The following is a 13,594-nucleotide window of genomic DNA, read 5'->3' as shown; positions in this document are numbered from 1 at the left end:
GGGGGTGAGGTCGGGTCGTGACCGCTATGGGTGTGGAGGCAGGCGCGCAGGCCGCACGGCACCGGGCACTCGCCGTGCTGCGGATCCGCAGCCGCGCGTCGGCCGTGGCCCTGCTGCCCGCGGCCGTCGCCGTGGTGCTGTTGGCCGGCGCTTCCACCGGCCATCTCGTGGGCCCGGGCTGGCAGGCCGCCCGCTGGATCACGGGCGTGGCCGCCCTCCTCGTGCTGCTCGCCGCCGCCGGTATCGCCCTGGTCGTCGCCCGTGCCCGGCCCGCCGTCAGTCCTACGGTCGCGATCGCCGAGGAGTCGGCCCCCGATCTGTACCGGATGGTGCGCGACCTCGCCGACCGCCTCGACGTCCCCGCCCCCTCCGCCATAGCGCTCACCCCGGACTGCGACAGCTGGCTGGAGGACCGCACCCACCCGGCCCACGGCCTGCCCCAGCGGGACGACCACGACGAGATAGCGGGCGTCAGCGCGCACCGCCGTGCCACTGACGCGCCTGTGCTCGTCATCGGCTCCCCGTTCCTGTGGTGGATGCGCGTCGGCGAGCTGCGCGCGGTCCTCGCCCCGGTCGTCGCCGGTACGGGACCGTCGGCGCACCCGGACATAGCGGCGGCCCGCCGCTTCGTGCGCGGTCTGGACGCGGCAGTGGCCGTGACCTCCGCCCCCGGCCGCGGCCTCCCACTCCGTACGGTGCTCGCGGGCGTCGGCTGGGTCGCCCGGCTGCTGCTGCGCAGTTGCCGGGGCCACGCTGCCGAGATGGAGCGGGGTGTGGCCGCCGCGGCCGCCGAGCGTGCACAGGCTGTGGATTACGGTCTCAGGATCGTCGCCCAGGAACAGGTTGGCCTGGCGTACGCGGGCTGGGACCGGCTGCTGACCCGGGTCGCGCTGCCCGCCTGGCGCATGGGCCGCTGGCCCTCCCGGCTGGACGCGGGGGTCGTCGCGGCCCTCACCGAGCTGTCCCGGCGCGACCGTCTGGCCGAGGGCTTCGCCTCCCGACTGGGCGAGCGTCCCGCCTGCGACCTGCTCGAAGAGCCCGGCGTGGTGGACGAGGCGGCCTCGCTTCTCGCCGCCCGCCTCTTCCACGGCGGCCCCGCCGAGTCCGGCCCGGACTGGTCCCCGGTGGACTGGCAGGAGTATCCGGACGAGGTCGTCGACCGCAAGTGGCGCATCGACGCGGCCCGCCTCCACCGCGTCCTGGACACCCTGGGCGTCCGCCGCTCCGCCGACCCCGACGGCCCAACCCTGGCCCGAGTCATCGACCACCTGACGGACCCGCCCCCGTACACCGAGGGCACCTCTCGGCCGGACCACACACTCCACACCGACCACGTGTCCCACGCCGTCCGCTCGCCCGAGCCCGATGACGGGCACGCCACGGGCCGCAAGCCCCGGGCTGACCACATGCCAGAGGCCGACAATCCAGAGGCCGACAATCCAGAGGCCGACAATCCAGAGGCCGACAACCCGGAGGCCGACAACCCAGAGGCCGATAGCCTGCCCATCACCGGCCATGCGCCGCACACAGGCCGTGCGTCCGAGGCCGGCGACGCGCCTCACGTGGACCAAGGTCAGTCTCAGATTGACCCCTCGCCACAGCTCGACCGCCCGCCCACCACCGCCCCCGCGCCCCACCCCGGCCATACGCCCGAATCCACCACCCCGCCTCTCACCCGCCGCACACCGGACCAGCTCGCAGCCCCCGCCCCCGGCCTCCCCCACGAGGACGCCAGAACAACCGGCGACGCCCACACCGACATCAGGACCGGCATCAGGCAGGACGACGACGACCACCCCGCCCACCCCGACAACCACCCCGACGACGGCCCCCCCAGCAGCCCCCGCGGCGCAGCCCTCGCCGCCCGTCTCACCGCCGAGATCGCCCGTGAGGAGACGTTGGCGGAGAGCACCGCGTCGGCGACGTCGGCCAGCACCCCGCCCGCCCCCGGACAGGGCAGCCCCGACACCGCCCTCTGGGACGACGGCATGCTGCCCCTCTTCCCGCTGCAACCACCCCGTACCGGACGCGAACTGCTCGCCGACCACGTCACCGCGATGGTGTGCTGCGCCGCGATGGACACCGCCGGTGCGATCCCGGGCCTCGACTGGCTGGACGGCCCGTCGCTGCTCATCAACGGTGAACGGGCGGCCGACCTGTCCCCCCGCGTCCTCAGCCTCGTCGAGGACGGCGACCCGGCCCCCTTGCGTGCGTGGCTGGTCGAGTCGGGGATACGCCCGGAGAAACCGGTCCGCCTCGTCTGACACGCCCCGCCCTCACCGGCCCCTCTCTCCACCAGCCACCCCCATGTCGGAAGCCCCGATTCCACTTTCGGCCAATTCGCAACGAATAGTGACAGCCTGCGTGCGGAATGTGATGTGCTGGGACCGATCGCGCACGCGGCAAGGGCTTGTGACATACGACAGCCACACGCCCCACGAGAAGCACGCAAGCAGCACGAGCACGCAGCACGCAGCACGCGAGCAGCACGCGAGACACACACCAGCGGGGGAACGAGGGAGGGGAGCCAACATGGGACAGGGACAGGGACAGGGACAAGGACAAGGACAAGGACAAGGACAAGGACAGGGACAGGGACCAGTACCTGGACCAGGACCGGAGCAGATCCGCCGCTGGGAGTCGGGAGCACTCGCGCACGCGGTGACGGACCCCTTCGGCCAGGGCCCCGTCCCCTGGCTGCGCGGCAACGTGACGTACTTCGACGACACTGGCCAGGTCGTCCCCTGGTACGTCGACCCGGACCCGGCCCACGCCCCGAAAGAGGGCCGCAGCGGGTCCCCAGGATCCTCAGGATCCCCAGGATCCCCAGGAACCCTGGGCTCCCCCCGGGTCCCCACCCCCCGCACGGCAGCAAACCCCCGCCCCACCGGCGGCCCCCGCTCCGCAGACGACGTCCGCCGCCAGATCAAGGGCTTCACCTCCACCGGCGCGGTAGCCCCCGGCGAGGCGATCGACTTCCGCATCACGGTCGACCCGCCCCAGGAATTCGGCGTAGACGTCTACCGCATCGGCCACTACGGCGGTGACGGCGCGGCCAAGATCACCACCAGCCCCCGCCTGTCCGGGATCGTCCAGCCCGCGCCCCTCACCGCCGACCGCACGGTCTCCTGCCATCACTGGTGGCTGTCCTGGCGCCTCCAGATCCCGAGTTACTGGAGCATCGGCGCGTACGTCGCCGTCCTCACCACCGCCGACGGCTACCGCTCCCACGTCCCCTTCACCGTCCGCGACAACCACCCGGCGGACCTGCTCCTGCTTCTGCCCGACGTGACCTGGCAGGCGTACAACCTCTACCCGGAGGACGGCCGCACGGGCGCCAGCCTCTACCACGCCTGGGACGAGAGCGGCCGTCTGCTGGGCGAGGCCGACGCGGCGACGACCGTCTCCTTCGACCGCCCGTACGCGGGCGCCGGCCTCCCGCTCCACGTCGGCCACGCCTACGACTTCATCCGCTGGGCCGAGCGCTACGGCTACGACCTCGCCTACGCGGACGCCCGCGACCTGCACGCCGGCCACATCGACCCCACCCGTTACCGCGGCCTGGTCTTCCCCGGCCACGACGAGTACTGGTCGACGCACATGCGCCACACCGTGGAACGCGCCCGTGAGCACGGCACGTCCCTGGTCTTCCTCTCCGCGAACACCCTGTACTGGCAGGTCGAGTTGGGCCCGTCCCCGTCCGGCGTCCCCGACCGCCTGCTGACCTGCCGCAAGCGCAGGGGCCCGGGAAAGCCGGTGCTGTGGCGCGAGATCGACCGCCCCGAGCAGCAGCTGGTCGGCATCCAGTACGCCGGCCGCGTCCCCGAGCCCCACCCCCTGATCGTCCGCAACGCCGGGCACTGGCTGTGGGAGGCGACCGGCGCGCACGAGGGCGACGAGCTCGAGGGCCTGGTCGCGGGCGAGGCCGACCGCTACTTCCCGCGCACCCCACTGCCCGAGCACGAGGACCGCATCCTGTTAGCCCACTCCCCGTACACCGACAGCGAGGGTGCCCTCCGCCACCAGGAGACCTCCCTCTACCGCGCCCCCTCCGGCGCCCTGGTCTTCGCATCCGGGACGTTCGCCTGGTCCCCTGCGCTGGACCGCCCGGGCCACGTGGACCCCCGTATCCAACGAGCCACGGCAAACCTCCTGGACCGCATCTGCAAACGCGACTGAGCCCCGCCCCACAAACCACCCCACAAACCGCCCCACGCTCCGCTCCCCACACCCCGGACCAAGGCCGATCCCCGCCGTACGGGAGAATCGACCCACTTGCACAGAACCGCCGGGAGGAACCGTGTCCGGATTCGCCGAAAAGCCCGAACCCCTTCAGGTTCCGGGTCTGGTACATCTGCACACCGGCAAGGTGCGCGACCTGTACCAGAACGAGGCCGGCGACCTCGTGATGGTCGCCAGCGACCGCATGTCCGCCTACGACTGGGTGCTCCCGAGCGAGATCCCCGACAAGGGCCGCATCCTCACCCAGCTCTCCCTGTGGTGGTTCGACCAGATCGCCGACCTGATCCCGAACCACGTCCTGAGCACCGAGCTCCCCCCGGGCGCCCCCGCCGACTGGGCCGGCCGCGCCCTCATCTGCAAGTCCCTCCAGATGCTCCCCGTGGAGTGCGTGGCCCGCGGCTACCTCACCGGCTCGGGCCTGGTCGAGTACAAGGAGACCCGTACCGTCTGCGGCCTCGCCCTCCCCGAAGGCCTCGTCGACGGCTCGGAGCTGCCTGCCCCGATCTTCACCCCGGCCACCAAGGCCGCGGTCGGCGAGCACGACGAGAACGTCTCCTACGAGGAGGTCGCCCGCCAGGTCGGCGCGGACACCGCGGCCCAGCTGCGTCAGGCGACCCTCGCCGTCTATGCCCGGGGCCGTGACATCGCCCGCGACCGCGGGATCATCCTGGCGGACACGAAGTTCGAGTTCGGCTTCGAGAACAACGAGACCCTCGTCCTCGCCGACGAGGTCCTCACCCCGGACTCCTCCCGCTTCTGGCCGGCCGACGAGTGGGAGCCGGGGCACGCGCAGCCGTCGTACGACAAGCAGTTCGTCCGCGACTGGCTGACCTCGCCGGAGTCCGGCTGGGACCGCAAGAGCGAGCAGCCCCCGCCGCCGCTGCCTCAGCAGGTGGTGGACGCCACCCGCGCCAAGTACGTGGAGGCGTACGAACGCCTGACGGGCACGACCTGGTCGTAACGGACCAGCGGAGACAGACCAACGGAAACAGACCAACGGAAGAAGCCCCCGGCGAAACCGGGGGCTTCTCGATGCTGTGCGATGGAGCGGACGACGAGGTTCGAACTCGCGACCTCAACCTTGGCAAGGTTGCGCTCTACCAGCTGAGCTACGTCCGCACTGCGCCGCAGCGCGAACACAACTATACCCAACCTCGCTCGCGCGCGAGGCGTACCGCCGCATGACGGTTCTCCGCCCCGAGCTTCGAGAGGGCCGACGACAGATAGTTGCGCACGGTCCCCTGCGACAGCGCGGCCCGCTCGGCGATCTCCGCGACGGGCGCCCCGTCGGCCGCGAGCTCCAGCACCTCCGCCTCCCGCGAGGTCAGCGGCGAGTCCCCGGCGGAGATCGCGTCGGCGGCCAACTCGGGATCGACATAACGGTTTCCGGCGTGCACCGTGCGGATGATCTCCGCGAGCCGCTCGGCGCTGACGGTCTTCGGGACGAATCCGCGTACGCCCGCCTCCAGGGCCCGCTTCAGATGCCCCGGCCGCCCGTGACTGGTCACGATCAGCACCCGGCAGCCGGGCAGCTCGGTGCGCAGACCTGTGGCGACCTTCACACCGTCCGCGCCGGGCATCTGGAGATCCAGTACGGCGACATCGGGGGCGTGGGCACGCGCCATGGCCAGCGCCTCGGGCCCGGACGCGGCTTCGGCGACGACCATGAGATCGTCCTCCAGCGAGAGCAGCGCGGCCAGCGCACCCCGGATCAGATGCTCGTCGTCGGCGAGCAGGAGCCGTACGGGAGAGGTCATGCCATGGCCTCACTCACCACGGCCGTACTCAACGGCACCTCGGCGACCAGCCGGAACAGCCCTCCACCGACCCGCCCCGCCTCCAGCGTCCCATCCACCGCGGCGAGCCGCTCCCGCAGCCCGGCCAGCCCCGAACCGTCCGCACCGGAGCCCCTGCCGGCACCGCTACCGGAATCCGCACGGGGGTCCCCACCGAGGTCCGCACCGAAATCCGCACCGGACGACGCACCCGAGACCGCACCGGACGACGCACCCGAGACTGCACCGGACGACGCACCAACCCCGTCGTTCACCACCACCAACACCACACGCCCCTCCACCACCCGCAGACTCACCACACACCGCCCGGCATCCCCGTGCCGCAGCACATTGGTCGTCGCCTCCCGCACCACCCAGCCGAGCGCCGACTGCACCTCGCCCGGCAGCCCGGCCGCCTCGCCGGTCAGCTCGCACCGGATGCCCGCGGCCGTCAACACGCCCTGTGCACCGGCGAGTTCGACCTCCAAGTCGGCCTCCCGATAACCCCGTACGACATCCCGGACCTCCCGCTGCGACTCGCGCGCGATCCGCTGCACCTCGATCATCTGCTCCACGGCCTCGGCCCGACCCCGCCGCGCCAACCGCACCGCCAGCTCGCTCTTCAGCGCGATCACGGCGAGGTTGCGTCCCACCACGTCGTGCAGATCCCGCCCGAACCGCAACCGCTCCTCGGCGACGGCGAGCCGGGCACGGGTCTCGCGGGCCGCGTCGAGTTCGTAGACGACGTCGAGGAGCCAGACGGAGAAGCTGGCCGTGAAGGTGAGGAGCCCGGCGCCGAGCAGCACCGCCAAGGCCGTCAGCGCCGCGGAAGCGGGGGTGCTCAACGGGAGCGACACGCTTGCGGCGCCCGCCGCGAAGCCGCCGACGATCGCGTACAGCCGCCGCCGGTTGCGGACGCCGAGCGCGATGGTGCCGGCGCCGAAGATCAGCACCAGGCCGAAGACTCCGGCCGCCAGGCTGTCGACGCCCTCACCGTCCGGACCGCGCTCCGCGATCCCGATGGCCGCGACGGCGACCGCGGCGGTGATGACGCCGAGCGTCCACAGCAACCGGCCGGGTCGCCCGCGGCGACCGCGCGTCCAGTCCAGCGCCCGCGACGCGGTCACCGCGCAGGCCACGGAGTGCGTGCCCACCATCAGCAACAGGCAGCTCGCCACCCACGGTTCGACCTGGACGAAGCCCTGGAGTCCGATCGAGGCGATCTCGATCACCGCGAAGAAGTGGAACGACCACCGCGTATACGTCTCCACCTTCGCCGGCGTGCTCTTCCCCCGCCACCACATCCCCGGCCCGCGCATCTCCCGCCCTCCCCCCCATACGACCTATACGACCCATACGACCCATACGACCAGTGCGACCAGCACGACCTACGTCAACGCCGCGGCTCCCACCGAAACCACCGCCGTACAGCAAACACCCCCACCGCTACCCAGACCAGCGCGGTCACCACCGCCCCCAGCGCCTCGTATGCCGACAGATCACCGGTCCAACCGCCCCGCACAAGCGTGATCACCGGCGACAGAGGCAGCAGTTCGAACACGCTCGCCACCCGGTCGGGCAGGAGCTCCATCGGTACGGCGATCCCCGAGGCCCCCATCGAGACCAGCACCAGCGGCAGCGAGGTGACCTGCGCGCTCTCCACGGTACGGGTGAAACTCGCCGTCACGGCGGCCAGGGCCGCGCACACCACCAGGCCCAACAGCAGCCCGCCGACGGCGAGATGGGGCGCCTTCGGGGCCGCCAGGTCGAGCAGCGCGGTGCAGCCCGCCACCAGGAGCAGGGACTGTACGAGGCCGATGGCCGCGGCCGGCAGCGTGGCGCCGACGAGGATCTCGCCGTCCCGCAGCTCGCCGGTGCGCAGCCGCTTGAGGACGAGCTCCTCGCGTCGGGAGACGAAGGCGCCGACGAGCACCCCGTACACAGCGAACAGCAGCGAGACGCCGACGGCGGCGGGCAGAAGCACCGTGCCGACGTCCAGGCCGGCCTCCCCCAGGTCCATGTCCTCGAGTGCGGACCGCAGGCTGACCGGCACCACCAGCGGCACGAACAGGGCGGCGACGAGTGTTCCCCTGCTGCGCCCCAGCAACGTCAGCTCAGCGCGCGCCAGCGAGGTCATCCGGCCGACAGGCGTCGTGACAGCAGGCTTCGTGACGACAGGCGTCGTGCCGAGGTCACTCATGCCGCGTACTCCTCAACCGTCTCAAGGGAACCGGCCGCCTCCCGCGCGATCCCCAAAAACGCCTCCTCCAGCGAGGCCGACCGCACGTCAAGGCGCCGCAGTTCCACCCCCGCCGCGTCGGCCCACATCAGCAGCCCGGTGGCCGCCCGCTGAAGCTCCCGGGTCCGCAGCCGTACGACACCCCCCTCGACCTCGTGCCCGCACACCCCCAGCTCACCGAGCGGCGGCAGGTCCCCCAGGAAGTAGCCGTGGGGCAGCTCGAAGGAGATCCGGGACGGCTGGGCGGCGGTCACCTCGGCCGGTGTCCCGGTGGCCGCGATACGCCCTTCGTGCAGGATGGCGAGCCGGTCGGCCAGATCCTCGGCCTCTTCCAAATAGTGCGTGGTCAGCAGCACCGTCGTACCGCCGTCGCGCAGCGCGCGCACCAACTCCCAGGTGTCCCGGCGCCCTTCGGCGTCGAGGCCGGTCGTCGGCTCGTCCAGGAACAGCACTTCGGGCTTCCCGAGCAGCGCCAGCGCCAGATCCAGCCGCCGCCGCTCGCCCCCGGACAACTGCTTCACCCGTACGCCCGCCTTGCGTTCGAGCCCGACCAGCGCGAGCGCCTCCCCTTCGTCCCGGGCCCCACTCGTACACGCCGCCCACATCCGGGCGGTCTCCGCGACGGTCAGTTCGGACGGAAAGCCGCCCTCCTGCAACATCACCCCGGTCCGGGGGCGTACGACGGCCCGGTCCGCGTAGGGATCGTGGCCGAGGATCCGTACTCGGCCCCCGGCCGGCCGCGCGAGCCCCTCCAGCAGTTCGACGGTCGACGTCTTGCCGGCGCCGTTGGTACCCAGCAGCGCGAAGAGCTCCCCGCGGCCCACGGAAAAGCTGATCCCGCGCACGGCCTCGAACCCGTCCCCGTATACACGCTTCAGGTCAGTGACCTCAATCACGTGCTCGTGTCCGCTCGTGTCCATGCCTTCAGCGTCGCGGCGCTCGCGGCCCGCCGACAGTGCGAGCTGTCATCACCGGCCATGACAAATGTCAGTTGCCACATCCGAGACGCACGCACAACAGACGCACCCCGCGCGCACGACACACGAAAAGACCCCGGTCCGATGGACCGGGGCCTGATTCCCGAGCGGACGACGAGGTTCGAACTCGCGACCTCAACCTTGGCAAGGTTGCGCTCTACCAACTGAGCTACGTCCGCATTGCCTCCGACCAGCTCTCACTGATCGGCGCGAGCACCAGCCTACCTGATCCACAAGAGTGGGAGGACCGGCGGTGCAGAGCGGGTGACAGGAATTGCACACTGCGCCTTCCCCCTGGAAGGGGGATGTTCTACTACTGAACTACACCCGCATGGGCTCCGGAACTGGGCCTTTCGGCCTCGCCCCTCGGCGTGCTCCAGACTCTAGCTGACCAGGAGGGGTGCAGCGCAAGTCGGTTCGGCCGAGGGGCGGGTGACCAGCCGTAGGCCCGGTTCACTGCGCCGCGGTGAACGCCTCGTAGACCTTCTTGGGGATCCGCCCGCGCGCCGGGACGTCCATCTTGTTGGACTGTGCCCAGGCCCGGACGGTCGCCGGGTCGGGGGCGACCTCCGTCTGCCGGTACGCCTTGCCGGACCGCGAGCGCTTGCGGCCGGCCTCCATGTACGGCGCGAGCGCCTTACGCAGTTTCTTGGCATTGGCTTGGTTCAGGTCGATCTCGTACGACTTGCCGTCGAGTCCGAAGGCGATCGTTTCCGCCGCTTCCGAGCCGTCGATGTCGTCAGAGAGAGTGACTACGACACGCTGCGCCACGAATATCGGTCCCTTCGTGCGGCATCTCTGTGATGACGTGCCGAGACGCCTCGGAGATGCCGACTGTCCGCCAGTTATTGGGCAAAGTATCGGCTATTACCAATTCATTTGTACAGTGCCCGGCAATGCAAGGTGAAGCCCGACTAAATCTGTCCGCGTGTCCCGGCGCAATAGGGATGGTGGGGAGATCCTGGATCTTTCCCTGAACTTTTCATGACGGCCCCGGTCCGATACCTGATCGTGATGACTGTCACGTAGTTTCCTCCAACTCTACTCGCGTAGAAATTTTGTGCGGGTACCCTGAAGGCACTTGCAGGAACCTGCTCAGCACCACAACACCGGGAGTGCCAGTGGCACGCGTCGTAGTCGACGTCATGCTCAAGCCGGAGATCCTCGACCCCCAGGGCCAGGCGGTGCAGCGCGCACTGCCGCGGCTGGGTTTCGAAGGCATCTCCGACGTACGTCAGGGAAAGCGATTCGAGCTGGAAGTCGACGGACCGGTCGACGAGGCCACGCTCGCCCGCATCCATGATCTTGCGGAATCCTTCCTCGCCAACACCGTGATCGAGGACTTCACCGTCAAGGTGGAGGAAGTCGCGGAGGCCGTGAAGTGACCGCTCGTATTGGCGTCGTCACTTTCCCGGGCAGCCTCGACGACCGCGACACACAGCGTGCGATCCGCCTCGCCGGCGCCGAACCCGTCGCCCTCTGGCACAAGGACAAGGACCTCCACCAGGTCGACGCCGTGGTGTTGTGCGGTGGCTTCTCCTACGGCGACTATCTGCGCGCCGGTGCCATCGCGCGCTTCTCGCCGGTGATGGAGCCCCTCCTCGAGCAGGCGAAGGCGGGCCTCCCGGTCCTCGGTATCTGCAACGGCTTCCAGATCCTCACCGAGGCCCACCTCCTCCCGGGCGGGATGCTCGGCAACGACCACCTCCACTTCATCTGCCGCGATCAGAAGCTGCGGGTGGAGAACGCGGACACCGCCTGGACGACCGACTACTCGGCCGGCCAGGAGATCAACATTCCGCTGAAGAACATGGACGGCCGGTACGTGGCTGACGAGTACACGCTCGACAAGCTGGAGGCCGAGGGGCGGGTCGCCTTCCGCTACGTGGACTTCAACCCGAACGGCTCGCTGCGGGACATCGCGGGCATCACCAACGAGGCCGGCAACGTCGTAGGCCTGATGCCGCACCCGGAGCACGCCGTGGAGCCGCTCATCGGCACCGGCCGCACCGACGGCCTCCCCTTCTTCACCTCGATCCTCAAGAAGCTGGTCAACGTATGAGCCGGACGCCTCTGGACACGGTCGAGCACGCGACCGCGACCCCCGACGTCGAGCTGCCCTGGGCCGAACTCGGCCTGAAGAAGGACGAGTACGAGCGGGTCGTGGAGATCCTCGGCCGCCGCCCCACCGGTGCCGAGCTCGCCATGTACTCGGTCATGTGGTCCGAGCACTGCTCCTACAAGTCCTCGAAGGTCCACCTCCGCCAGTTCGGCGAGAAGGCCCCGCAGTCCGACGCCCTCCTCGTCGGCATCGGTGAGAACGCCGGTGTCGTGGACGTCGGCCAGGGTTACGCCGTGACCTTCAAGGTCGAGTCGCACAACCACCCCTCCTACGTCGAGCCCTACCAGGGCGCGGCCACCGGAGTCGGCGGCATCGTGCGCGACATCATCGCGATGGGCGCCAGGCCGGTCGCCGTCGTGGACCCCCTCCGTTTCGGTGCGGCGGACCACCCCGACACCAAGCGGGTGCTCCCCGGTGTCGTCGCCGGCATCGGTGGCTACGGCAACTGCCTGGGCCTGCCCAACATCGGCGGCGAGGTCGTCTTCGACGCCTGCTACCAGGGAAACCCGTTGGTCAACGCCGGTGCCATCGGAGTCATGCGGCACGAGGACATCCACCTCGCGAAGGCGTCCGGCGCGGGCAACAAGGTCATCCTGTACGGGGCCCGCACGGGCGGCGACGGCATCGGCGGCGCGTCCATCCTGGCCTCCGAGACCTTCGACGACGCCAAGCCGTCCAAGCGCCCGGCCGTGCAGGTCGGCGACCCGTTCCAGGAGAAGCTGCTGATCGAGTGCACGCTCGAGGCCTTCGCCGAGAAGCTGGTCGTCGGCATCCAGGACCTCGGCGCGGCCGGTCTGTCCTGTGCCACGTCGGAGCTGGCCTCCAACGGCTCGGGCGGCATGCGCGTCACCCTGGACGACGTACCGCTGCGCGACTCCACGCTCTCGCCCGAGGAAATCCTCATGAGCGAGTCGCAGGAGCGCATGTGCGCGGTCGTCGAGCCGGAGAAGGTCGACCGGTTCCTGGAGATCTGCGACAAGTGGGACGTCATCGCCACCGTCATCGGTGAGGTGACCGACGGCGACCGCCTCGAGATCTACTGGCACGGCGGCAAGATCATCGACGTCGACCCGCGCACGGTCGCGCACGAGGGCCCGGTCTACGAGCGCCCGTACGCCCGCCCGTCCTGGCAGGACGCTCTCCAGGCGGACGACGCGAACAAGCTGCCCCGCCCGGCGACGAGCGAAGAGCTGAAGGACCAGGTCCTGCGGCTCGTGTCGTCCCCCAACCAGGCCTCCAAGAAGTGGATCACCTCGCAGTACGACCACTTCGTGCAGGGCAACACGGTCCTCGCCCAGCCCGAGGACTCCGGGATGATCCGCATCGACGAGGCGACCGGGCTCGGCGTCGCCATCGCGACCGACGGCAACGGCCGGTACGCGAAGCTGGACCCGTACGCGGGTGCCCAGCTGGCGCTCTCGGAGGCCTACCGGAACGTGGCCACGACCGGCGCCAAGCCGCTCGCCGTCTCCGACTGCCTGAACTTCGGCTCCCCCGAGGACCCGGCGGTGATGTGGCAGTTCGCCGAGGCCATCCGCGGCCTCGCCGACGCCTGCCAGCAGCTCGGCACCCCGGTGACCGGCGGCAATGTGTCGCTGTACAACCAGACGGGCGAGGCCGCCATCCACCCGACCCCCGTGGTCGCGGTCCTGGGCGTCATCGACGACGTGGCCCGCCGTACGCCGGTCGCCTTCCAGGAGGAGGGCCAGCTGCTGTACCTCCTCGGTGACACCCGCGAGGAGCTGGGCGGTTCGGCCTGGTCGCAGGTCGTGCACGACCACCTCGGCGGGCTGCCGCCCAAGGTCGACCTGGAGCGCGAGCGGCTGCTCGCCGAGATCCTGATCTCCGCCTCCCGCGACGGCATGATCGACTCCGCGCACGACCTGTCCGACGGCGGTCTGATCCAGGCCGTCGTGGAGTCCGCCCTGCTGGGCGGCAAGGGCGCGCGGCTGGTCGTACCGGACGGGCTCGACGCCTTCACCTTCCTCTTCTCGGAGTCGGCCGGCCGCGCTCTCGTGGCCGTCCCCCGCTCCGAGGAGGTCCGCTTCAACGACATGTGCGGGGCGCGCGGCCTGCCCGTCACCCGCATCGGTGTGGTGGACGGCGACACCGTCGAGCTCCAGGGCGAGTTCGAGCTGCCCCTGGAGGAGCTGCGGACGGCGCACGAGGAGACGATCCCGGCGCTGCTCGCGTAAGCGGTCCTAGGTTCGTACGACGGTCCTACGGCTCTATGGCCCTA

Annotated in this window: 11 protein-coding genes and 3 tRNA genes; 6 read left to right on the top strand and 8 right to left on the bottom strand. The window is 70.5% G+C overall.

Annotated features, from left to right (window positions below; genetic code table 11):
* Window positions 1-26 precede the first annotated feature (26 nt).
* The 3 genes from AB0I77_RS30090 to AB0I77_RS30080 all read left to right on the top strand — a co-directional run bounded on the left by AB0I77_RS30090 (window position 27) and on the right by AB0I77_RS30080 (window position 5,203).
* Window positions 27-2,264, top strand: a complete 2,238-nt coding sequence (locus AB0I77_RS30090; RefSeq protein ID WP_363285937.1) for a hypothetical protein — start codon at window positions 27-29, stop codon at window positions 2,262-2,264.
* A gap of 397 nt (window positions 2,265-2,661) precedes the next feature.
* Window positions 2,662-4,179: a N,N-dimethylformamidase beta subunit family domain-containing protein gene (locus AB0I77_RS30085; RefSeq protein ID WP_363285870.1), complete on the top strand. Its 1,518-nt coding sequence runs from the start codon at window positions 2,662-2,664 to the stop codon at window positions 4,177-4,179.
* 121 nt (window positions 4,180-4,300) lie between these two features.
* A complete protein-coding gene (locus AB0I77_RS30080; RefSeq protein WP_363285869.1) occupies window positions 4,301-5,203 on the top strand; it encodes a phosphoribosylaminoimidazolesuccinocarboxamide synthase in 903 nt (300 codons plus the stop codon).
* An 82-nt stretch (window positions 5,204-5,285) separates the two neighbouring features.
* On the opposite strand, the gene AB0I77_RS30075 is transcribed toward AB0I77_RS30080, so the two are convergent.
* The 8 genes from AB0I77_RS30075 to AB0I77_RS30040 all read right to left on the bottom strand — a co-directional run bounded on the left by AB0I77_RS30075 (window position 5,286) and on the right by AB0I77_RS30040 (window position 10,004).
* Window positions 5,286-5,361, bottom strand: a tRNA-Gly gene (locus AB0I77_RS30075).
* A 23-nt stretch (window positions 5,362-5,384) separates the two neighbouring features.
* A complete protein-coding gene (locus AB0I77_RS30070) occupies window positions 5,385-5,999 on the bottom strand; it encodes a response regulator transcription factor (protein ID WP_363285868.1) in 615 nt (204 codons plus the stop codon).
* Window positions 5,996-7,336: a histidine kinase gene (locus tag AB0I77_RS30065; protein ID WP_363285867.1), complete on the bottom strand. Its 1,341-nt coding sequence runs from the start codon at window positions 7,334-7,336 to the stop codon at window positions 5,996-5,998. The genes AB0I77_RS30070 and AB0I77_RS30065 overlap by 4 nt, the downstream gene beginning before the upstream one ends.
* A 74-nt stretch (window positions 7,337-7,410) precedes the next feature.
* Window positions 7,411-8,217, bottom strand: a complete 807-nt coding sequence (locus tag AB0I77_RS30060; RefSeq protein ID WP_363285866.1) for an ABC transporter permease — start codon at window positions 8,215-8,217, stop codon at window positions 7,411-7,413.
* Window positions 8,214-9,176, bottom strand: a complete 963-nt coding sequence (locus AB0I77_RS30055; RefSeq protein WP_363285865.1) for an ABC transporter ATP-binding protein — start codon at window positions 9,174-9,176, stop codon at window positions 8,214-8,216. Before AB0I77_RS30055 ends, AB0I77_RS30060 begins: the two co-directional genes overlap by 4 nt.
* A gap of 163 nt (window positions 9,177-9,339) precedes the next feature.
* A tRNA-Gly gene (locus AB0I77_RS30050) sits at window positions 9,340-9,412 on the bottom strand.
* Between the two features lie 80 nt (window positions 9,413-9,492).
* Window positions 9,493-9,564 (bottom strand) — tRNA-Gly (locus AB0I77_RS30045).
* A gap of 122 nt (window positions 9,565-9,686) precedes the next feature.
* Window positions 9,687-10,004 carry an Lsr2 family protein gene (locus AB0I77_RS30040; RefSeq protein ID WP_363285864.1) on the bottom strand — a complete coding sequence of 106 codons (318 nt, stop codon included), beginning with the start codon at window positions 10,002-10,004 and terminating at the stop codon, window positions 9,687-9,689.
* 350 nt (window positions 10,005-10,354) lie between these two features.
* On the opposite strand from AB0I77_RS30040, the gene purS reads away from it, so the two are divergent.
* From purS to purL, 3 genes are read left to right on the top strand one after another with little or no spacing between them, the layout of a single operon-like run.
* Window positions 10,355-10,618: a phosphoribosylformylglycinamidine synthase subunit PurS gene (gene purS / locus AB0I77_RS30035; RefSeq protein ID WP_307675862.1), complete on the top strand. Its 264-nt coding sequence runs from the start codon at window positions 10,355-10,357 to the stop codon at window positions 10,616-10,618.
* A complete protein-coding gene (gene purQ, locus AB0I77_RS30030; RefSeq protein WP_363285863.1) occupies window positions 10,615-11,295 on the top strand; it encodes a phosphoribosylformylglycinamidine synthase subunit PurQ in 681 nt (226 codons plus the stop codon). Before purS ends, purQ begins: the two co-directional genes overlap by 4 nt.
* A complete protein-coding gene (purL, locus tag AB0I77_RS30025) occupies window positions 11,292-13,550 on the top strand; it encodes a phosphoribosylformylglycinamidine synthase subunit PurL (protein ID WP_363285862.1) in 2,259 nt (752 codons plus the stop codon). The genes purQ and purL overlap by 4 nt, the downstream gene beginning before the upstream one ends.
* Window positions 13,551-13,594: the final 44 nt, after the last annotated feature.

It is taken from the genome of Streptomyces sp. NPDC050619 (assembly GCF_040654815.1).
Classification (GTDB): domain Bacteria; phylum Actinomycetota; class Actinomycetes; order Streptomycetales; family Streptomycetaceae; genus Streptomyces.
The sequence above is the reverse complement of the archived record's forward strand: the minus strand, read 5'-3'. Positions and strand labels throughout refer to the sequence as shown.